This is a genomic window from Saccharopolyspora soli (genome assembly GCF_022678645.1).
Classification (GTDB): Bacteria; Actinomycetota; Actinomycetes; order Mycobacteriales; family Pseudonocardiaceae; genus Saccharopolyspora; species Saccharopolyspora soli.
In genome coordinates this window covers 1-18,639 of sequence record NZ_JALBWV010000109.1, presented here as the reverse complement: position 1 = coordinate 18,639, position 18,639 = coordinate 1, and the positions used below count along the sequence as shown (strand labels likewise).

Sequence of the window (18,639 nt, the reverse complement as noted above, 5' to 3'; positions counted from 1 at the left end):
GACCTGCGGAGGATACGGGATTCGAACCCGTGAGGGCTGTTAACCCAACACGATTTCCAATTCCGGTGCCGAAGGTCAACACGGGTGCTTAGCGGAACCTTTGAGCTGGTCAGCGCCATTGCTGAAACAGCGGGGACGGTTGGCGTGGGTGCGAACTGAGCCGAAAACTGAGCCGATCAAGTGGACCGCTGAGAGCCCTTGAGCATACTGGCCGGTCCATCGACATGGCCCCGGCCGGTTCGTAGCGTCTACGGCGATCTCAGCGTCCCTTGAGTTCGACGAAGATCGGTGCCAGGCGGTCAGCAATGACAAGAACTGCTGGTCAGAGGCGACAGCTGAGACAAGCGCGGCATAGTGACCGCGGGCGAACTGGGCCGACAACTGAGCCGAGATCACGGGCGCCTCAGAAGCTCATAGCAACTTCCTTGGGATCCTTCTCCCCGACCGAAGCCCTTCGTGGCTTCTACGGAGATCTCAGCGCTTCCTCAGATCGCCGCTGCTGACGCGACGGCAAGCGGGATCCCCCCAAACCAAGCCACGAGGCTCGGTACGCCAGCGAAGACCTCCGGGCCCGCAAGGCGCCTCCTCGTGAGGCATAGACAGTACGGAAGACACCGGTACGTTCGTAGCTGCAGCGCGAACAGGAAGGACAGAGGCCAGCCGATGGCTTTGACTGAGGAGACCGCGGAACACGCACTGGTGGCCGCGTGCGGACACGCCAGACTTGACCCGGCTGGTGCCGAGCTAATCCGCATCGGCTCCAACGCGGTATACCGCCTGAAGACCCCAGTAATCGTCCGCATCACCCGCGACAGCGAGTCGATCGAGAACGCCCAGAAGCAGGTTGCTGTAGCTCGGTGGCTGGAGTCGCAGTCCTACCCGGCAACGCGAGCACTGCATGTTGACCAACCGGTTGACCTTGCTGGCCACATAGCAACCTTCTGGGAATCAGTGTCGGAACGCGAGGAATACGCGCCGATCGACCGCGTCGCCGAGCTGATCCGCCGCCTGCACGAGCTTGCCGAACCACCGCTGTCGCTGCCCACGAAGCAGCCGTTTGCCGAACTCGACAGTCGCCTGTCGGACCTGGCCAACCTGGCAGTCGATGATGCTTCCTTCTTGCGCGAACGAATCACTCGTATCCGTGATGAATACGGAAAACTGGAATTTCCACTTAGACCTGGCGCCATCCATGGTGACGCCAACATCGGAAATGTCATTCTGGACCGTGACGGTAACCCTGTGCTAATCGATCTCGACAGCTTCTGCGCAGGACCTAGGGAATGGGACCTGGTACAGACCGCGTTGTTCTATGAGCGCTTCGGTTGGCATACCGAGGAAGAGTACCGCACCTTCGTCAAGGTGTACGGCTTCAACATCATGGAATGGGCAGGCTACCCCGTCCTAGCGGACTACAGAGAGGTCGCAATGACTCTCTGGCTATGCGGCAAGGCCGGGGAGGATGACCGCGCCGCCGCCGAGGTACGCAAGCGAGTCGAAGCCATGAGATCAGGCGGGACTAGGCTCGATTGGGCACCTTTTTAGCACCCCCGGAGTAACAGCACTCTTGCGCGAAGGGGCACTTTTCTATCTAAGACCCAAGTAGGTCTAAGTGGAATCCGACCGTCAACAGAAAGAAGGCTACCCATTTAGCAGCGTGACCATGCTTTCCTAATCCAACTAACCATGCAAGGCATACAATAAAGCCGAACTGCAATGCAAAAAGAAACGCCAAAAGAGGAGGCAGGATAAGGCTAACTATAGCTAAAAGTAATGAAATTCCAGGATTAATAATCAATCCCGTCAGTATTGCACCAGCCACGAAGCCTAGAGTTTTAATGACTCCCACTATTCGCCGCGGAGTAATCAATGCGGCAATGCGATCGACTACGACTAGACCGAGCTTCTTTATATTCTCCGACCAATTTCGGATACGTTCGGCACCAATCAGATCCAAGACCACGAGCGCGCCGCCGATAAACTGAAGATACTTCCCGAGGCGCGCCCAATACAGCATCGGCCACCCGTACATGGTGAAGTTCTCTAGCTTCTGACCGTCCCACCACAGGCCCACGGCCCCCCAGAAACCAACGTCTTGCACCACGCCAGTAGACACCTCCCAGTCAGGGAGCCTGACCATCTCGATCGAGACCTAGCCCTACGTGCTTCTTTCCGATGCGAGTGAACTTTTCAGTTCAAGAAGTCCTTCACGTCTCCATCCACGAACGACAGACGTCCATCGTCGTCCGCGCGCGGCTGTCGAGGTTCGCAAACAGGTCAACCCCATGAAACCAGGTCACTAGGCATGACTGGGCACCCTTCTAGCGTCTTCCGGCCGCCACAATCGAGTGTTCGAGGCTTGCTCAACAAAATCACGCACGGCCGGGCTCTTCCCAACGCGGGATAGCCGGTCCCTGAACTCGTTGACGTATGCCTGGCACCGAGCAGACTTGATTTGCTCGCCGATCGCAAGCGCATCCAGCGCGACCCGGCAAGCCTCGTCTGCCTCACCTTGGTCCAGGTATGCGTCGGCGAGAACCATCGTTACGAAGAAGTCGCTCCGGACATAGCCACTTTCAGCAGGGCCGAGGGACTGCGAGGCGTATGTGCTCGCATCGACCGACCGGCCAAGGTCCCGATTGCAGTGGCCGAGTTCAGCGGCCAACTCCGATTCATTGAAGTACCCGAACCAGTCAGCCGGGTCATCGTCTGGATTCCGGCGCTCGAACTCGCGGACTGCGGCAGACATGGCGCGGTCGCACTCCGCTGCATCACCGATCCGCGCCAGCGCCCGCGCCTCCATTGCGTAGAAGTGCGCGGACGCGCTGGGTGAGCCCGCGGTTTCCGTGCCCATTCGCGCGGCCCGCGCGAGGTTCGCCGCCTCGCGGTACTTGCCGAGGAAGGTTGCCTGGTGGCTCATCGCATCGAGGATGCTTGCCCCGCGTAGCCGGTCACCGGTCAATTCGGCGAGTTTGAGCGCCTGAATGAAGTACCGCTGAGCGAGTCCATGCAAGCCAGCGTCGTAGGACATCCACGCGCCGAGAAGAGTGGCCTCCGATGCGACTTTGAACAGTTCGCGCCCGGTGCTGTCGTTGTAGGAGCCCCGTAGCAGCGCGTCCACGTCGGTACGTAGGAATTCGATCAGGGCGCGCCGTGCATGGCCACCGCCGTGCTGGCCGTCGAGCTTGTCGAACAGCTCGGTGGTGCTCTGGATTCCGGTGATATCTGCGGGTCCAACACGGCGCTTTCCTGTGCCGCTCATGGCGTCGTGACGGGCGGAGACCAGCCACGACAGCGATGCCTCGTTCCATGCGCCGACATTGGCTGGCGCATTGAGCAGAACCGCAGTGTTGGCGAGATCTGCGCGCCAAAGACCACCGATGGCGGAGAATCCGTCGACCGCCTTGTCAGGGTAGGAAAGGCCCAGGTCAGCGGGCACTTTCTCAGCCACACCGAAGCCGATTTCGTCGAGCCCGACCGGTCGACCGAGTCGATCGCTCAAGGCGCGAGTGATCGCGTGGCGTGTCATGTCGTCGCGCGGCATCATGCCGCTGAGCCAGCGCTTGACGTAGGTGTGGGTGTACTCCCGCTTCGAGTGTCGACTTGCGGCTCGGGCGAATACTTTCAGGCCCACCGAGCCGTCGTCCTTCAGGTAACCGGCCTCGCGCATCAGGGCAGCGAGGTCTTCGTTGCCCTCCATGTCACCTCCGACTGCGCCTCCGAGTGTTCAAGTGTGCCCCCTTGTGTGCCCTGTTGTCTCAGAGTTCCCAGCTGTTTCCTTGAGTCGTAAGCGAGAGCAGCCCGGACCAGTCCCCACAGGACGGTCCCGAATCACCGGACTAAAGGAGGCAGTAATGGGTAAGCAGGTGATCCCCGGCGTCAGCAGCGGCAGAGGAGTCCTCGGAAAGGTGGTCGGAGCCGCAGTGATGCTGGCACTGCTGGGCCTGATCGTGAAGAGCCCGACCGACGCGGCAGCGCTGGTTAAGGGTCTGCTCGACTGGTTCATGGCCGCCGTCGACGGGCTCTCGACGTTCTTCAGGGGCTTGCTTTGACAACAGCCGCTTGTTCAGTCCTCGCGCAGCTTGCGCTCGACGGCCGCCAAGCGCTTCGCTACGTCAGCCAGCTTGGCGTAGACATCGTCGAGCGAGCGTTCCTCTGGCGAGTCGGTGGCAGACAGCGGGTGACCTTCGAGCACGGCAGTGAGGTACGGCCGAGGAAGCTCCAGGGCTTCGGACATAGCTTCGAGGGTTCGAGCAGTGCGTTTGCGCTCGATGAGGTTGTGCTGGAGCTCGCGCACGGTGTGAAGCGCAACGCCAGCTCGGTTCGCGACCTCTTGTTGCGTCAGCTCCAGCTGCTCCATCCGGGTGTTGATAGCCGTCGCGACAGCGTCCCAGTCCTTCGCCATATCCACCCCTTCTGAGCTGCGAATATCGCCGCTAACACTAGTCCTAATCCTGCATGACCTTCCAGAGGTGGGACACATCCACGCTTGACATGACTAATTTTAGTTGTTGTATTAGCACTCGCATTGGTTGCAGGTGTCGCAGTGATCGCACCGAGCGACTGAGCGGAAGCAAGAAGCCCCGGCAGGTGGGGCAACACCAGCCGGGGCGCACATCGAAAGCAAGGAGCGCTAACGATGCAGGTCAACGGTACTTCGGACCGAATGTTCCGAGTCCAAGCCGTCGCGCAGATCCTCGACGTTCACCGCTCGACGGTCTACCGCCTGGCCGAGTCGGGCCAACTGCACTCGGTCCGCATCGGGTTCGGCAAGGGCGCGCTGCGCATCCCGGCCGAGTCGCTGAACAACTACCTCCGCAGCTTGGGCATGTCCCCGATTGGCGACGAGCAGGACACGGGAGCGATCGCATGACTTCGCAGGAGCGTCTTGATCGTGCTGATGCGTTGTATGTGCTGTTGACGCGTCTGCCGGGTGCGGAGTTTGGTGCGGCTCTGGAGTGTGCGGAGACCGATCCGGAGGTGTTCTTCCCCGAGCCGGGGCAGACGCATCTGGTCGTGAAGGCGAAGGCGATCTGCGCGGTGTGCCCGGTGATCGACAGCTGCCGTGAGGTGGCGATTCGTCGGGGCGAACACGGGATTTGGGGCGGCACCACCGAGAGCGAGCGCCGCACGATCCGCCAGTGGCGTCGTCTGGCCGCGGTCGAGGGTGACGCGAACGAGGTTGCGGCGGCTGCGGAGCGAGCGCTCGCGGCGATCGAGCGAGTTTCCGGCGCCCCGGTTCCGGGTTTGCGGCGGCATGTCGCGGATGTGTTGCGGTGGGCCGACGACAACGGCGACAGCGACGCGGACCGGGCGAGCGCGGTGTTGGCGGTGTTGCGTCCGGAGATCGAGCACCTTGCCGTCCTCGACGATCGGGCGGGGGTGGCGGCGTGACGTTGTCGACGTTTTCCCCGGCCTGGTTGGGGCGTGCGGTGCAGGCGGTGCTGGACCGCTTGCGGGATCAGAGGAACGACCCGGCGGCGCGTGATTCGTCGCAGCGTATGGAGCAGGTGGCTGCGCTGTGGGAGCGGGAGGCGTGCTGCTGGCGGGTGCTGGCCCAGCACGCGAGCGAGCCGGTCGTGTGGTCGGCGATGTTCGCCGCGGAGTTGCGGGCCGAGAACTTCGCCGAACGCTACCGGGGCTTTGCTCGGACCTACCGCGACAGTGAGGCGCGAGCCGCGCAGGGTCGGGGTGTGTGATGGTGATGCTCCGTCCGGCGGCTGAGTGCATGTGCGAGGCATGTAAGCACCGCATCCTTACTCAGGGGTGGCAGCCTGGCCAGCATCTTCCGCCGGTCAACAACTGCCAGGCGTGCATCGAGGCGGCGCAGCGGACGGCTGATCGTTTTGCCTCGGTCTCCGAGTCGATCATGCCGTCGGTCTCGCTGCAGCAGACCGGGCTGCTCACCCGGGAGCAGCACCGGGCCAAGGTGATCCGCCACGAGGCCGCCCATGCCGTCGTCGCTCACTTGCGGGGCATGAGCGTGACGGAAATCCGTGTCGGCGACGTGACCAACGACGACGTCGAGGCCCTGGGGAACGTGTCCTGGGAGCACTCGGGCGAGCTTGATCTCGACGCTGCTGCCGAGATCTCAATGGCCGGATGGGTTTCGGATCGGAAGTGGCTGGCCGAGAACGGACTCGCTGACGAGGCGCACCTGCTCTCGGTCGCGGCTGAGTCGCGCGGCGATATCGGCGTCGTCTACGGGAAGGGTGGCGATGCCGCCACGGTCGATCGCGGTGTGCGGGCGGCTGAGCAGAACTGGCCGGAGTACGCGCGCTACATCGACGCCGTCGCCGAATCGCTGGACTACTTCGGCGGAAACCTCACGCCACTGGTCATGCGGGCAGTGATCCGCGACCTGGACCGGCCGCGGCCCGCATCCCTACCGCCGGTCGCCGAATCCCCGGCGCCGCCCCCGGCGCCCGCCACTACCGCAACAACCACAACCACAGGAGGTACTGACATGGCTGGAATCGAAGAGATCATCCTCACGATCTCCGACACGCGGGCCAAGAGCGAGCAGATTCAAGCCGCCCTCGCCCAGGTCCAGGAGTGGGCCAGCGAGATCGCCGGGCGCCTGCACGCCACGGTCGGCCAAAGCCCGCAGTCCGGGGTCCAGCAGGCCATCGGGGCGTTCAGCGAGCTCTCCGAGCAGCGGATCACCGAGCTGCACCAGCTGGTCTCGGGCGCCGTGTCCGAGATCGAGCAATACGGCCAGCGACTCTAACCAACCGGCCATTGTGGAGGGCTAGTCGTGAACAGCAACAGTGGCACCGGGGTTCGGGTGCAGGCGGTGGTGGCCAGCTTCGGCTACGGGCACGGCCCGGCGCCGTTGGCGGACGTCACGGTGGATGTGCGGCGCCGGTTGCGCAACCCGCACCACAACCCCGCGATGCGGTACCTGACCGGCCGGGATCCGGTGGTGCGGGAGCACGTGTTGGCCACGCCCGGCGCGCGGGGGCTGATCCACCACGCCGTGGACACCATCCACGACCTGATCCGCGACACCAACGGCGAGCCGGTGGTGTGGGCGGTGGGCTGCGTCGGCGGCCGCCACCGCAGCTACGTCCTCGCCGCCGAGATCACCGCCGTGCTGGTGGACCTGGGCATCGCAGCGGTGGTCGAGCACCGCGACATCGACCGCGACGTCCTGCCCACCACCACCCACCAGCAGCGTGCCGAAGGCGCCCGGTCATGACGCGCCGGAAGCCCGTGCAGCGGGTGCAGTTGCCCGACGGACGGTGGGAATTGGGCTGGTGGCAGGACGGGTTGCCGACCTTCCCGTTCGGCCTGGCCCCGTCCGGGCTGGCGACCCGACGGCAACTGCGAGCGGCCGGGTTGTGCCCTGGTGGGCAGGGCATCGTCGCGCAGATCGTGTGGCGCCGGGGGAAGGCGTGGGCCGGGCTGTACGAGGTCGCCAAGGCCCGGCCCAAGCGGATTCCCAGCCTGGCCCAACGCAAAGCACTGGTGACGGCGATGGCCGCGCGGCGCTGTTGCGTCCGATGTGGACGCGACGCCGGGCACTGCCTGCCCCGCACCACCCGAACCTGCTGGAACTGCGAACAGACCGCCATCGCCGCTGCGGTGGCCTGAACGAACGGAGTACCCGATGAGCAAGAACGAGAACCCAGCCGTGGCCGAGTACGAAGCCGCGAAAGCCGAGTTGGAGGAGGTCAGCAAGCGGGACAGGGCCGAGACCGACGCCTACCTGGCCGCCAACGACCGAGTCGCCGAAGCGGCCCGCAACGTGTCGTGGTGGCGGCGCTGAGGAGGCATGCGAGGTGAGCAGCGACAACGTGTGGCACGCGACGCGGACGAAGTCGTGGTGGGACGGGTCGGTGACTACGTGGTGCGGACTGCGTACCACCACCAGCGAAAGCCTGTCCGAGTACTGGTACCTCGGGCCGGTCACGCCGAAGTGCCCGGCCTGCCAGGCCGCGAAGAAAGCGGGGAAGTGATCAGCAATGGGACGCAACTCCAACCGCGACTTCAACCAGGTTCCTCCGGGTGTCTGCACGGCATGCGATGGCGCCGGGGTGCTGTGGACCGGCGGCTTCGGTGGCGAGCCCAACAAGTCGGTGAAATGCCCGGACTGCGACGGCACTGGCAAGGAATGACCCCGCCCCGGCCCACCAGCCGATTCCGCCAAGAACACCTGGTGGGCCGGGCCTCCCATCGATCAGCGAACTGACCTGGAGGACTTTCGATGCTAGAGCAACACCCGTGTGTGACGGCCCGTTGTGACGAGTGCGGCCAGCTGTTCGGCGAGAACGCCGATGGTGTCCTGCACTTCGACACCACGGCTGACGCGCTGGAGGAGATCACCACGCCCTACGACGGTGAGCAGGCGTGGGTGGTGGTTGATGGCGACGGGCGGCTGCGCTGCGAGGTCTGCGAGGCCCGGCGGTTGTGCGCCGAACGCGGGCACGGCTGGTCGGAGTGGCTGCCGTGCCTGTGCAAGGGACTCCCCTTCGCCGACAACTTTCGTGCCGGGTCGTGCCCGCACGAGGTGCGGTACTGCGACCGCGCCTGCTGCCCCGCGTTCGAGAGCACCCACTCCACCGATTCCGAGGAGGTCACGTCATGAAGGCCCTGGCTGAAGTCCTGTTGATCGCGTTGGGCTTGGTGGTGATCGGTGTGCGGTTCGTGGCCCTGGGCTTGTTCACGGCGGGGTTGCCTGCGGTGGGTCTGCTGGCGTGGGCGGTGGTATCGGGTGCGGTGCGTACCGCGGTGTTGATGGCGGTGTTTCCGCTGGTGGTGGTGGCGTTCGTGGTGATCGTGGCGGCGGATGCGGTGGGCTGGTCCATTCCGGCCCCGCGGTGGCCTCGACTGGTGGGGGTGGCTCGGTGATGACGATGCGGCAGGCCGGTGGGGACGTGGTGGACGCCTACCTCGCCACCAACGACGACAGCCCGGAGCGCGACATGCAGTCCTACCGGTGGACCAGCGAGAACACGTTGGAGACCGACCCGCACGGCATCCCGCCGATCGAGACCGCGACCGAGGTCGAGGTTGATGATGTGGAGTTGTGGCCGGTGGTGCGGGACCGCAAGGGCAAGGCGGTGCGGTCGTACCGGCCGGACCCGGCGGCGGTGGAGGCCGCAGTGCGCCGGTCGCGGGCGATGCGCCGCTACGACGTCGGCGAGTTGGCCGAGGCGCCCAGTCATGACGAGATCGCCGAGGTGATCGCCCAGGGGGCGCGGCACCGTGGCGAACGGCGTGCCCTGGCCGATGCCCGGCACCAGCACGAACTCTCGCAGGAGCGGGCGCAGATCGAGCACGACGCCAAGGTCGCGGACGCTGAGCGGCAGCACGACAACGACGTGCGTGCCGCACAGCGGCGGCGGGAGCGGGCGACCGATCCGACGACCACGTTGGTTCGGTTGACGTGGGCGGAGAAGTGGCTGCCCGGTTTGGGTTTGGTGCCCGCGGTGTTCGCGGTAGCGGCGGGTGCGGTGAACGTGTTCACCGAGTTGGGCCGGATCAACCCGGAGACCTGGTTGGTCAACTGGGCGGTGGAGCCGCTGTTCACCTGGCCGCTACTGGTGATCCTGCTCGCGCAGATGCTGGGTGCGTTGCCCAAGCCGGACTTCTCCCGTGGCGCTTCAGCAGCGTTTCGGACCAACCGGTATGTGGGCATGGAAGTCGGCCTCACTCTGATGGCGATCGTGCTCAACGTGGTCCTGCACTGGCTGCCCGCCGGGCACTGGACGGGGGATCTGGTGTGGCTGGTGGTTCCGGCTGGGTTGGCGTTCTCGGCCTACCTGGTTCCCCGCCTGGTCACCGACATCCGCCAAGCCCTCCGGGAGTGGTCCGACGAGACCACGGGAGGGGTCGAGAAGCCTGGCGCGAACCAGGGGTTCTCCACCGCTTGTGACCTGCATCGGGAGAAGCCCCAGGGCAGGTTCTCCGGAGAAGCCGAGAACCGACCGGACAACCCCGCCCGCTACGGGTCCAAGGACCGTGCCCGCGACGAGTTCTGGCGCCTGGTGAACACCGGGGAACTCGACCCGGCGACCGAGACGGTCAACGCGATCGCCAAGCGGTTGAACACCCGCTGGGAGAACGCCCGCGACTTCGTCACCGAATGGCGCGACGACGCCGCGTCAGCCGCCTAACAACCACCCCTGAACAGCACACGGTCCCGCCACACGTGGTGGTGGGGCGGGACCGACCCATCCCTTTTTCTTGCTCTATCGGCTGCGCCGAGAGGTGAAACGACATGATGCCGCACGAGAACCACGCTCTGGGTGAGGTGATCCGGTTCCCTCACCGCGACACCGACCCCACCGACGGCCAGGCGGTGGTGCGCGCGGTCGCCGAACGCATCGACCACGACCAGCATGAAACGACCGACGGGCACGACGATCAGTCGGCCGAGTTGGCCGGGCAGCCTCGCCGGGGCATTCCGCCCGCGTTGGCGGGCAAGGCCAAGCACGCCGCCGAGGTGGCGTTGCCGGTGGGCAAGCAAGCCGTCAAGTTCACCGCCCGCCACCTGTACTACCTGGGCGGGGGCGCGTTCGACACCTTCTCGGCCATCTACGGGCGGTGGACCGGTCGCGACATCGATGAGCAGATCCGCGCCGCCCAGGCTGCGGGGGAGCATGGGACGGTCGCGGCGTTGCAGCAGCAGCGCACCGAGAACAAGCGGCTGTTTCTGGAGCGCATCCAGGTGTGGGGAAAGTTCCTGGTCAAACTGCCCGTGATTCTGGGTGGGCTGGCCGTGTTGGTGCTGGCCATGACCCTGATCGTCTCGGTGGTGGCGTTCTTCCGCCCCGACGGCCTGTCCTTTGTGGACGTGTGGGACGGCCTGTTCAATGCCCTGGCAGGTGGTTTCGACTTCGCGGTGTGGGCCGCCTCGTGGGCGCCCTGGGCGGGGCTCGCAGTCGTGGCGGGGGTGCTGGTCAAGGGCTACAACACCCGACGCCGCAACCAGTCGGTTCCAGCGGTGTTCGCGCCGCCGGTGCCGCGGTCGGAGCTGGTCAACATCACGCCGCACGCGGTGGTGATGGCGTTGCGCAACCTCGGGATCGCTGAGCTGCGCAAGTGGATCGATGAGGCGGACGAGTCGCAGCGTGCTGGGCTGTTGGGGCCGGTCACCCGCTACGGACCCGGCGTGCAGGTCGAGGTCACGTTGCCGCACGGGTCGGTGACCTGGGCCGACGTCAGCGCGCGCCGCGACAAGCTGGCCGGGAACCTCGACCGCGGCCAGCACGAGGTCCACATCGAGCGGGACGCCTCCAGCGAGCGGGAATTCACGCTGTGGGTCGCGCACTCCGGTGCCCTGGACCAGCCGGTGCCCCCGTCGCCGCTGCTGGAGGAGGGGTTCGGGCCGGTGGACATCTACCGCGACCTGATGCCCTGGGGCGTCTCGCTCAAGGGCGACCCGGTGGAGTTGAACCTGTTGCAGCAGCACTTCCTGCTGGCGGGGTTGTCGAAGCAGGGCAAGACCGCCGCTGCCCGCGCCCTGGCGCTCTGGGCCGCGCTGGACCCCTCGGTGCGGTTCCGCATCGCCGATTTGAAGGGCTTCGGGGATTGGTCGATGTTCGCCGGGCTGGCCGAAGAACTCATCGAAGGCGCAGGCAACGAGAACTTCATCGCCACCTGCGTCATGCTCGAATGGGCCGTCGGTGAGATGGAGCGCCGCTACGAGAAGTGGCGCGCGATGGGCCGCAAGGGCGACGTGGATCGGGAATCCTCCCAGCCGGGCAGCGGGTTCGAACCGCTGATCATCATCGTGGACGAGGTGCAGAAGCTGTTTACCTGCACCACCGAGCACCCCGAGGGCGGCGATATCGGCGGCACCGGCAAGAAGTCCCGCGCCGTCCGTGCTGCGCAAGCCCTGCATGACCAGGCCCGCGCGGTCAACATCCACTTCTGGGAATTCGCCCAGAACCCCACCAACGCCAACCTGCCCGTGGTGGTGCGTGAAGGCGCGATGATCCGCGCCAGCCTGCCAGTCGGCACCGAATCCATCGCCAAGATGGCCCTGGGCGAGGCCCCGGTCGATACCGGTGCTGCCCCGCACGCGCTGCGTGTCGGCAAGGACCGCGGCGTGGTGGTGCTCGCACCGGGCGAGTCGATGGACCTGCCCGGCGGCGCTACGCACACCACGGTGCGCACCCACTTCATCTCCACCGAGCAGGGCTACGCCATCACCGAACGCGCCAAGTCCTTCCGCGCCGGGGTGGCGCACCAGGTCACCGAACCCGAACAGCGGGACCTACTCGACGACGTGGTGGCCGCCTTCCCCGATGGTGAGGAGCGGGTCAAGGTCCGGGACTTGGCCGCGCTGCTGCGGGAGCTGGCCCCGACCTACCAGCCGTACAAGAAGCTCAACGGCGCCGATCTCGCCAAGCTCCTCGACGCCAACGGCGTACCGGTGAAGCCGCACAACGGCTTCCCTTCCGTTCGGCTACAGCACGTAACCGAATCGGTGGCGGTGCGGGCAGTGAGTGACCAGCACTAACCCGCGCCAACCCCAGCCCACACGCTGCGCTGGCGACGTCGGTTCACTGACTCACTGCGGTCACTGGCCCATCGTTCCAGCTGGCAGCGCCCAGTGAAAAGGGTGAAGTGAGCCGCCAGTGAATAGTCACTGCCCCGGCGGAATTCACTGCGGCACTCACTAACCCACATTCAACTACCCACAGTAACCGTTTGGGGAGACGTATGTCCACGATCACCCGTACCGCGACCGCCGCGGTCCTGCTGGCCGGGCTCGCCGCCTGCCACGAACCCGGCCACATCACCGGCACCAGCGGCTCCGTCAGCCAGCAGCCGGCCACCAGCCAGCAGCGGTTCACGCCGGACCCGGCCGAGTTCGGACCCGACGCCCGGTTGTTGGACCAGCCCGGCGAGTACGCCGTCAGCTGCCACGACGACGGCACGGTCGCCAACTACTGGCCCGACACCCACACCGCCTGGCGCCATGCCGTCGAGAGCTGCCACCAGCTCAACGACTACACGCAGCGGGTCACCGACGAACTCAACCGCCGCGACCCCGCCGCCGGATGGCACTGAACGCACCCCACCGGCCCAACGAACGGAGAACCCCGTTGACCCTGTCCGACCTCGCCCCGATCGCCCTGCTCGGCCTGGGCGGCTACCTGGCGACCTGCCTGGTCTGGCCCTACAAGGCGTGCCGCACCTGCCGCGGCCACGGCCAGCTACGTGCCCGGCTGATCGGCATCCGCTACTGCCCCACCTGTAGCGGTACCGGGCTGCGCGAACGCGCCGGACACCGCGCGATCACTGCGGCGCGTCGCGGCTGGCGGCGCCGTAACCGCCGTCGATGACCCCAGTCCTTTCCGAGTCTTGGAGGTGAACCGTGGCCACTGCACTGGATATCGCTACCTGGTTGGCCCGGCACGGCCTGTACGTGTTCCCACTGCGCCCGTTGAGCAAGCGCCCGTTCGGGAATTGCCCGCGCTGCAAGGCGGGGGAGTGCATCCCTGCCTCGTGCTCATGCTTGACGGCGGACCGTCCGTGCCACGGGCTGTTGGCCGCCACGCTCGACCTAGGACTGATCACGCGGTGGGTGATCCGCAACCCGCGGGTCAACGTCGGGATCAACACCGAGTTGTCGGATCTGGTGGTGGCGGACTTGGACCGCAAGCCCAAGCCGGTGCAGCCCGCCGCGGCCGACGTGCCCACTCCCGTGGCTGATGGGGTGGCAGCACTGCACGCGATCACCGCGGCCGAGTGCGTGGCGTGGCCGGAGACGCTGACTGTGGCCACGCCCAGCGATGGGCGGCACCTGTACTTCCGCGCCGACGGGTTGCAACTGCCCAGCGACGCCACCGGCCGGGTGGGGCACCAGATCGACATCCGCGCCCAGGGCGGCTACGTCGTCGCCCCCGGCTGCGAGATCACCGCACCACCCGAAGACACCACAGGCGCCTACACCCGCGTCTCGACCACGACGTCGATCGGCGCGTTGCCGGACTGGTTGCGGCGCCGCGCCACCCCACCACCGACCCGGCCCGCCGCGGTGACGGCTCCCGGCCTCACGGCAATCCAGCCCGGCGGCCACACGCCTGGCTATTGGCGGCGGGTGTGGGAGGGCGAGCTGGGCAAGGTCGAGACCGAACCCGGCGAACGCTGGCGGATCGTCTACAACGCCGCCCGGCGGCTGGCCAACCTCGCCACCCACGACACCGCCCCCTGGGGTGAGCACGAGGCGATCGACGCGCTGATTACCGCGGCGGTGCGGCGTCGGCAGCGCACCGGCAAACCCGTCGAGGAGGCCACCGCCCGCCGCAATGCCACCCGCGGCTGGCAGCGCGGCACCCTCGACGGCCCCGGCTCCCTGTTCGGGTTGGGCGGTGCGGCGTGACCGAACCACACACCAGCAACACCGGGCGGGCGTCGTTGTGGCCGGTCGGTGACGACGGCCGACCCAAGGTGCGGGTGGGCACGAACCCGGACGCGATCCGGGTACTCACCACCGCCGTCGGCACCCGGTTGTTGCCGGACACCTACGTGCAGGACGGGGTCCCGGTGGTCGTGGAAGCCGTCTCCGGCGCCGGGGATCCGACCGCGGGCGATGACGACGTGGCCCTGCCCCTGTCCGCCTCTCCGCTACGGGTGCCGCTGTTGGCCAGTCTGCTGGCCGAACACACCCACGTCATCCGGCCGGAGATGGACAAGGAAGGCAACCCCACCGAGGTAGAGGTCTCTCCCGCGGGGCCGGTGCTGTCCGCGGTGCTGGCGCGTAGGTCGTGGCCGGAGCTTCCGGTGCTGCGGCGGATCATCTCCACTCCGGTGCTGCGCCCGGACGGCACGCTGTTGCAGCAGCCCGGCTACGACCCCGCCACCGGTTTCCTGCTCGCCAGCCGCGCCCACCTCGACCCCGTACCCGAACACCCCACCCAGGAGCAGGTCGAGCACGCGCGAGAGTTCCTGTTGGAACGGTTCCTGCACGACTTCCCCTGGCGCACCCCGGCGGACCGGGCGAACTACCTCGGGTTGTTGGTGACGCCGATCATCCGCCCGTTCACCCGCGCCCTCAGCCCGTTTGGGGTGATCGACGCGACCATGCCCGGCAGCGGCAAAACCATCCTGTCGGGCTGCGTCGGCCTCCTCGTCGGCCAACGCGTGCTGACCTGGACCGACTCCGAGGACGAACTCCGCAAGGCCATCACCACCGTGCTGGCCGATCAGGTCGGGGTGGTCGTGTTCGACAACCTCGAAGAAGGCGCCGTCATCAACTCCGCCGTCCTGGCCCGGTTGGTGACCGAACGGACGTGGACTGATCGCCGGTTGGGGTCCAACACCGCCTCGACGTTCCCCAACGACCGGTTGTGGTTGGCCACCGGCAACAACCTGCGGGTCGGCGGGGATATGGCCAGCCGCACCGTGTGGGTTCGCCTCGATCCGGACTGCCCCCGCCCGGAAGCTCGTAGCGGGTTCACCATCCCCAACCTCGACACCTGGATCCTCGACCTCGCCAACCAAGCCACCGTGCTGCGGCACGTGCTGACGCTGATCCTGGACTGGACTGCGAACGGGGCGCCGACCTCGACGCTGGTGCCGCAGATGCGGCAGTTCACCCGCTGGGCACAACACATCGGCGGCTTCCTCGAACACCACGGCATCACCGGGTTCCTCGGCAACGCGGAATCCGCCCGCGAACTCGACGACGACGCCGCCGAATGGCGCGCCTTCCTACTGCGCTGGCACACCCTCCACGGCGAAAAGCACCTGACCGCCAACGAACTGCGGGCCAGCGCCGAACCCGACTGGGGCACCGACCCCTGGGTTGGGAGCTTCCCCACTAGCCCCACCGGCAAGCTGCCCTCCGCCAAATCCCTGGGACGCCGGTTGACCGGACAAATCGGCCGATGGCGCGGCGACGTCGTACTACGCAGCGTCACCGACACCCACACCAGCAGCCGCGTCTACTGGGTCGAACGCCAACCCGCCACACCACCACCCCCCGAATCAAACCCGCAAACCCGCAAACCCGCAGAACCCAACCATGACCAGCCGTAACGGAACTTGGTGGAGCACGGGCTCAAACCCGCCAAGGCCACCACCAAACCCGCAAACCCGCGGCTTTGCGGGTTTACACACCCATACCCCAAACCCAAACCCGCAACCAAAACACCAGGCCAACAACCGTTATGCGGGTTTGCGGGTTTCAAACCCGCACTCCCGACCTGACACAACATCCCGAACCGCCAGCCCAGCCCGGATCCGACCAACACCACCCAGAACGTCACCACACGTAACCGACCCAGGTCCACGGAGACAGCTCCCAACCTTCGGCGAACCCCACCCGAGCCGCCCCCGCAGCCACCGAGGAGGAAACCCAATGACCAACCACACGAACACCAACCAACCCCGCGTCCTGCTCACCGTCGAACAAGCCGCCCACCGACTCTCCCTCAGCCGCACCACCATGTTCCGGCTCCTCAAACAGGGCCAGATCACCTCCATCCGCATCGGCAAGGCCCGCCGCATCCCCGCCGAAGCACTCGACACCTACATCAACCACCTCACAACCCAACAACAAGTGGCCTGACCCCGCCGAAAAGCCCAAAGCAGGAACAAGCAGAGGAGAACGCCGAATGCCGCGCAGAAAGCGCCCCGAAGGAACACGAGCACCCAACGGAGCCAGCAGCATCTACCCCGGCAATGACGGCTACTGGCACGGCCGAGTCACGGTGGGGTTCAAGGATGATGGCTCGATCGACCGTCGCCATGTGCAGCGCAAGGACGAGGCCGAAGTCATTGCGGAGGTGCGAAGGCTCGAACGCGAGCGGGACACCGGCAAGGTTCGCAAGCCAGGCCGGGCCTGGACCGTTGAGAAGTGGCTGACCTACTGGGTCGAGAACATCGCAGCCGCGACAGTTCGGCCGACCACGATGGTCGGCTACCGCGCGTCGGTCTACAAGCACCTGATCCCCGGAGTCGGCAAACACCGGCTCGACCGGCTCCAGCCGGAGCACCTGGAACGGCTCTATGCCCGAATGCAGCAGAACGGACTGAAGGCCGCCACTGCACACCTTGCGCACCGAACGGTTCGCGTCGCGTTGAACGAGGCAGTGCGTCGGCGACACATCACCGAGAATCCAGCCAAGGTCGCGAGACCGCCTCGGGTGGATGAGGAGGAAATCGTTCCGTTCACAATGGACGAAGCGCGTCGAATTCTCGACGCCGCAGCGGAAACGAGGAACGGCACGCGGTTTGTCATCGCGTTGACGCTTGGCCTCCGGCGTGGTGAAGCGCTCGGCATGAAATGGTCGGACATCACGATCACGTGGAAACACGGTTGCCCCAAGGGAAGCCCCTGCCGAAAGACCCACCGGGCGGAGAAATGCAGTCAGCGGCGGGGAAGTGGCACGCTTACTATTCGCCGCGCGATTCAGCAGCAGGTATGGAAACACGGCTGCCCGGACGAAAAGCCGTGCGGACATCGGTATGGCGCGCACTGCCCACAACGACACAGTGGCGGCGTGGTGGTAACCGACGTGAAATCGCGCGCCGGTCGGCGAACGGTGGGCCTTCCACATCCCGTCGTCGAAGCGCTAGAAGAACATCGAGCACACCAGCAGATCGAGCGGGAAACCGCGCGCAACGAATGGGACGAGAGCGGCTGGGTCTTCACCAACAGGTGGGGGAGACCCGTTCACCCAACGGTCGACTTCGATGCGTGGAAGGCGTTGCTGCGAGCGGCGAATGTGCGTGATGCTCGACTGCACGACGCTCGGCACACCGCAGCGACCATGCTGCTCGTGCTGAAGGTTCCGTTGCCAGCAGTCATGGAAATCATGGGCTGGTCCGAAGCGTCAATGGCCAAGCGGTACATGCACGTCCCGCACGAACTCGTGACCGCGATCGCTGATCAGGTAAGCGGGCTGGTGTGGCCAGAGCCGGAGCCCGACGACGAGGAGGATGACGAAGCCCCGGAGTTGACCGCAGACGAGGTTGCCGCGGTCCGGCGACTTGCCGCGGTTCTGCCGGAGCAGCTGCGCCAGCAGTTCGAGGCGCTACTCCCGGACAGCGACGACGGCGACGGTCCGGCTGCCGCGCCGGTTCCCGCGTAGGCCAGGGAGGAACCATGCCGCCCAAGGTTGGCGAGCTGATCAAGGAAATGGAGGCAGACGGGTGGGAACTCGTTCGAACGCGGGGAAGCCATCGACAGTACCGGCACCCGACGAAGCCGGGCCTGGTGACGATCGCGGGAAAGCCCAGCGCAACGTTGCACCCGCGGACCGCGGCGAGCATCCTGAAGCAGGCAGGACTCGATCGGAGGTCGAAGTGACCGGCTACGTCATCATCATCGAGCGCGACGAGGAGGCCGGGTTCAGCGCGTGGGCGCCGGACCTGCCGGGCGTTGTCGCCGCCGGGGAGACCTACGAGGAGTGCGTCTCGCTGATGCGTGACGCCGTCCGGCTTCACCTGGCGGGCCTGCGGGAGCATGGCGCCCCGGTGCCCGCACCCTCGGTCGTGGGCACGGCAATGGTCGGCGCGGCCTGATCGGCAAGGCTCCATAACGGGGCCTACTGAGACGACAATTGAGACGAGACACAAAAGAGCCCCGGTCACGATTGCGTGGCCGGGGCTCTGACCTGCGGAGGATACGGGATTCGAACCCGTGAGGGCTGTTAACCCAACACGATTTCCAAT

The 18,639-nt window shown here is 66.2% G+C and carries 26 protein-coding genes; 23 read left to right on the top strand and 3 right to left on the bottom strand.

Annotation, left to right across the window (positions count from 1 at the left end):
• Positions 1-663: 663 nt before the first annotated feature.
• Entirely contained in the window at positions 664-1,545 is an 882-nt protein-coding gene (locus tag MOQ72_RS41925; RefSeq protein ID WP_242191559.1) for a phosphotransferase family protein, read from the top strand.
• Between the two features lie 46 nt (positions 1,546-1,591).
• Here the strand turns inward: MOQ72_RS41925 and MOQ72_RS41920 are convergent, their stop codons facing one another.
• Together MOQ72_RS41920 and MOQ72_RS41915 are read right to left on the bottom strand one after the other, a co-directional pair.
• Positions 1,592-2,104 (bottom strand): hypothetical protein, encoded by a 513-nt coding sequence (locus MOQ72_RS41920; RefSeq protein WP_242191558.1) that lies wholly within the window; start codon positions 2,102-2,104, stop codon positions 1,592-1,594.
• Positions 2,105-2,299: 195 nt separating this feature from the next.
• A complete protein-coding gene (locus MOQ72_RS41915; RefSeq protein WP_242191557.1) occupies positions 2,300-3,700 on the bottom strand; it encodes an NsdA family TPR-like regulatory protein in 1,401 nt (466 codons plus the stop codon).
• 154 nt (positions 3,701-3,854) lie between these two features.
• Between MOQ72_RS41915 and MOQ72_RS41910 the strand changes: the two genes are divergently transcribed.
• On the top strand, positions 3,855-4,052 hold the full coding sequence (locus MOQ72_RS41910) for a hypothetical protein (protein ID WP_242191556.1): 198 nt from the start codon (positions 3,855-3,857) through the stop codon (positions 4,050-4,052).
• 14 nt (positions 4,053-4,066) lie between these two features.
• On the opposite strand, the gene MOQ72_RS41905 is transcribed toward MOQ72_RS41910, so the two are convergent.
• The gene (locus MOQ72_RS41905) at positions 4,067-4,360 is read right to left on the bottom strand and encodes a transcriptional regulator (protein ID WP_242191555.1); all 294 of its coding nucleotides are present in this window, start codon (positions 4,358-4,360) and stop codon (positions 4,067-4,069) included.
• Positions 4,361-4,639: 279 nt separating this feature from the next.
• Between MOQ72_RS41905 and MOQ72_RS41900 the strand changes: the two genes are divergently transcribed.
• The 21 genes from MOQ72_RS41900 (at position 4,640) to MOQ72_RS41800 (ending at position 18,489) form a co-directional block, all read left to right on the top strand.
• Entirely contained in the window at positions 4,640-4,873 is a 234-nt protein-coding gene (locus tag MOQ72_RS41900) for a helix-turn-helix domain-containing protein (RefSeq protein ID WP_242191554.1), read from the top strand.
• Positions 4,870-5,394 carry a WhiB family transcriptional regulator gene (locus MOQ72_RS41895; protein WP_242191553.1) on the top strand — a complete coding sequence of 175 codons (525 nt, stop codon included), beginning with the start codon at positions 4,870-4,872 and terminating at the stop codon, positions 5,392-5,394. The genes MOQ72_RS41900 and MOQ72_RS41895 overlap by 4 nt, the downstream gene beginning before the upstream one ends.
• Positions 5,391-5,699: a hypothetical protein gene (locus tag MOQ72_RS41890; RefSeq protein WP_242191552.1), complete on the top strand. Its 309-nt coding sequence runs from the start codon at positions 5,391-5,393 to the stop codon at positions 5,697-5,699. The genes MOQ72_RS41895 and MOQ72_RS41890 overlap by 4 nt, the downstream gene beginning before the upstream one ends.
• Before the next feature lie 170 nt (positions 5,700-5,869).
• On the top strand, positions 5,870-6,730 hold the full coding sequence (locus MOQ72_RS41885; RefSeq protein WP_242191551.1) for a hypothetical protein: 861 nt from the start codon (positions 5,870-5,872) through the stop codon (positions 6,728-6,730).
• Positions 6,731-6,757: 27 nt separating this feature from the next.
• Entirely contained in the window at positions 6,758-7,201 is a 444-nt protein-coding gene (locus tag MOQ72_RS41880) for a RapZ C-terminal domain-containing protein (RefSeq protein WP_242191550.1), read from the top strand.
• Positions 7,198-7,596: an RRQRL motif-containing zinc-binding protein gene (locus tag MOQ72_RS41875; RefSeq protein WP_242191549.1), complete on the top strand. Its 399-nt coding sequence runs from the start codon at positions 7,198-7,200 to the stop codon at positions 7,594-7,596. The genes MOQ72_RS41880 and MOQ72_RS41875 overlap by 4 nt, the downstream gene beginning before the upstream one ends.
• Before the next feature lie 16 nt (positions 7,597-7,612).
• Positions 7,613-7,771, top strand: a complete 159-nt coding sequence (locus MOQ72_RS41870) for a hypothetical protein (RefSeq protein ID WP_242191548.1) — start codon at positions 7,613-7,615, stop codon at positions 7,769-7,771.
• A 13-nt stretch (positions 7,772-7,784) separates the two neighbouring features.
• Complete coding sequence (locus MOQ72_RS41865; protein WP_242191547.1) at positions 7,785-7,961, top strand: hypothetical protein; 177 nt, start codon at positions 7,785-7,787, stop codon at positions 7,959-7,961.
• 6 nt (positions 7,962-7,967) lie between these two features.
• Positions 7,968-8,120, top strand: coding sequence for a hypothetical protein (locus tag MOQ72_RS41860; protein WP_242191546.1), 153 nt, complete (start codon positions 7,968-7,970; stop codon positions 8,118-8,120).
• A gap of 89 nt (positions 8,121-8,209) precedes the next feature.
• Positions 8,210-8,590 carry a hypothetical protein gene (locus MOQ72_RS41855; RefSeq protein ID WP_242191545.1) on the top strand — a complete coding sequence of 127 codons (381 nt, stop codon included), beginning with the start codon at positions 8,210-8,212 and terminating at the stop codon, positions 8,588-8,590.
• The gene (locus MOQ72_RS41850) at positions 8,587-8,853 is read left to right on the top strand and encodes a hypothetical protein (protein ID WP_242191544.1); all 267 of its coding nucleotides are present in this window, start codon (positions 8,587-8,589) and stop codon (positions 8,851-8,853) included. Before MOQ72_RS41855 ends, MOQ72_RS41850 begins: the two co-directional genes overlap by 4 nt.
• Complete coding sequence (locus MOQ72_RS41845) at positions 8,853-10,121, top strand: hypothetical protein (protein ID WP_242191543.1); 1,269 nt, start codon at positions 8,853-8,855, stop codon at positions 10,119-10,121. The genes MOQ72_RS41850 and MOQ72_RS41845 overlap by 1 nt, the downstream gene beginning before the upstream one ends.
• 104 nt (positions 10,122-10,225) lie before the next feature.
• Positions 10,226-12,472 carry an ATP-binding protein gene (locus tag MOQ72_RS41840; RefSeq protein WP_242191542.1) on the top strand — a complete coding sequence of 749 codons (2,247 nt, stop codon included), beginning with the start codon at positions 10,226-10,228 and terminating at the stop codon, positions 12,470-12,472.
• Positions 12,473-12,675: 203 nt separating this feature from the next.
• Complete coding sequence (locus tag MOQ72_RS41835) at positions 12,676-13,026, top strand: hypothetical protein (RefSeq protein WP_242191541.1); 351 nt, start codon at positions 12,676-12,678, stop codon at positions 13,024-13,026.
• A gap of 35 nt (positions 13,027-13,061) precedes the next feature.
• A complete protein-coding gene (locus MOQ72_RS41830) occupies positions 13,062-13,301 on the top strand; it encodes a hypothetical protein (protein ID WP_242191540.1) in 240 nt (79 codons plus the stop codon).
• A gap of 32 nt (positions 13,302-13,333) precedes the next feature.
• Positions 13,334-14,341, top strand: a complete 1,008-nt coding sequence (locus MOQ72_RS41825) for a bifunctional DNA primase/polymerase (RefSeq protein WP_242191539.1) — start codon at positions 13,334-13,336, stop codon at positions 14,339-14,341.
• Positions 14,338-15,999, top strand: coding sequence for a hypothetical protein (locus tag MOQ72_RS41820; RefSeq protein ID WP_242191538.1), 1,662 nt, complete (start codon positions 14,338-14,340; stop codon positions 15,997-15,999). The genes MOQ72_RS41825 and MOQ72_RS41820 overlap by 4 nt, the downstream gene beginning before the upstream one ends.
• A 322-nt stretch (positions 16,000-16,321) precedes the next feature.
• Complete coding sequence (locus tag MOQ72_RS41815; protein WP_242191537.1) at positions 16,322-16,531, top strand: helix-turn-helix domain-containing protein; 210 nt, start codon at positions 16,322-16,324, stop codon at positions 16,529-16,531.
• A gap of 46 nt (positions 16,532-16,577) precedes the next feature.
• A complete protein-coding gene (locus MOQ72_RS41810) occupies positions 16,578-18,056 on the top strand; it encodes a tyrosine-type recombinase/integrase (protein ID WP_242191536.1) in 1,479 nt (492 codons plus the stop codon).
• A 14-nt stretch (positions 18,057-18,070) separates the two neighbouring features.
• The gene (locus MOQ72_RS41805) at positions 18,071-18,274 is read left to right on the top strand and encodes a type II toxin-antitoxin system HicA family toxin (protein WP_277955469.1); all 204 of its coding nucleotides are present in this window, start codon (positions 18,071-18,073) and stop codon (positions 18,272-18,274) included.
• The gene (locus MOQ72_RS41800) at positions 18,271-18,489 is read left to right on the top strand and encodes a type II toxin-antitoxin system HicB family antitoxin (RefSeq protein ID WP_242191535.1); all 219 of its coding nucleotides are present in this window, start codon (positions 18,271-18,273) and stop codon (positions 18,487-18,489) included. The genes MOQ72_RS41805 and MOQ72_RS41800 overlap by 4 nt, the downstream gene beginning before the upstream one ends.
• Positions 18,490-18,639 lie beyond the last annotated feature (150 nt).

What these genes read in the sequence shown, in the direction of transcription:
- MOQ72_RS41925 (WP_242191559.1), top strand. Translation starts at nt 664, where the DNA reads ATGGCTTTGACTGAGGAGACCGCGGAACACGCACTGGTGGCCGCGTGC.
- MOQ72_RS41915 (WP_242191557.1), bottom strand. Translation starts at nt 3,700, where the DNA reads ATGGAGGGCAACGAAGACCTCGCTGCCCTGATGCGCGAGGCCGGTTAC.
- MOQ72_RS41910 (WP_242191556.1), top strand. Translation starts at nt 3,855, where the DNA reads ATGGGTAAGCAGGTGATCCCCGGCGTCAGCAGCGGCAGAGGAGTCCTC.
- MOQ72_RS41905 (WP_242191555.1), bottom strand. Translation starts at nt 4,360, where the DNA reads ATGGAGCAGCTGGAGCTGACGCAACAAGAGGTCGCGAACCGAGCTGGC.
- MOQ72_RS41900 (WP_242191554.1), top strand. Translation starts at nt 4,640, where the DNA reads ATGCAGGTCAACGGTACTTCGGACCGAATGTTCCGAGTCCAAGCCGTC.
- MOQ72_RS41895 (WP_242191553.1), top strand. Translation starts at nt 4,870, where the DNA reads ATGACTTCGCAGGAGCGTCTTGATCGTGCTGATGCGTTGTATGTGCTG.
- MOQ72_RS41885 (WP_242191551.1), top strand. Translation starts at nt 5,870, where the DNA reads ATGCCGTCGGTCTCGCTGCAGCAGACCGGGCTGCTCACCCGGGAGCAG.
- MOQ72_RS41875 (WP_242191549.1), top strand. Translation starts at nt 7,198, where the DNA reads ATGACGCGCCGGAAGCCCGTGCAGCGGGTGCAGTTGCCCGACGGACGG.
- MOQ72_RS41870 (WP_242191548.1), top strand. Translation starts at nt 7,613, where the DNA reads ATGAGCAAGAACGAGAACCCAGCCGTGGCCGAGTACGAAGCCGCGAAA.
- MOQ72_RS41860 (WP_242191546.1), top strand. Translation starts at nt 7,968, where the DNA reads ATGGGACGCAACTCCAACCGCGACTTCAACCAGGTTCCTCCGGGTGTC.
- MOQ72_RS41855 (WP_242191545.1), top strand. Translation starts at nt 8,210, where the DNA reads ATGCTAGAGCAACACCCGTGTGTGACGGCCCGTTGTGACGAGTGCGGC.
- MOQ72_RS41850 (WP_242191544.1), top strand. Translation starts at nt 8,587, where the DNA reads ATGAAGGCCCTGGCTGAAGTCCTGTTGATCGCGTTGGGCTTGGTGGTG.
- MOQ72_RS41845 (WP_242191543.1), top strand. Translation starts at nt 8,853, where the DNA reads ATGACGATGCGGCAGGCCGGTGGGGACGTGGTGGACGCCTACCTCGCC.
- MOQ72_RS41840 (WP_242191542.1), top strand. Translation starts at nt 10,226, where the DNA reads ATGATGCCGCACGAGAACCACGCTCTGGGTGAGGTGATCCGGTTCCCT.
- MOQ72_RS41835 (WP_242191541.1), top strand. Translation starts at nt 12,676, where the DNA reads ATGTCCACGATCACCCGTACCGCGACCGCCGCGGTCCTGCTGGCCGGG.
- MOQ72_RS41815 (WP_242191537.1), top strand. Translation starts at nt 16,322, where the DNA reads ATGACCAACCACACGAACACCAACCAACCCCGCGTCCTGCTCACCGTC.
- MOQ72_RS41810 (WP_242191536.1), top strand. Translation starts at nt 16,578, where the DNA reads ATGCCGCGCAGAAAGCGCCCCGAAGGAACACGAGCACCCAACGGAGCC.
- MOQ72_RS41805 (WP_277955469.1), top strand. Translation starts at nt 18,071, where the DNA reads ATGCCGCCCAAGGTTGGCGAGCTGATCAAGGAAATGGAGGCAGACGGG.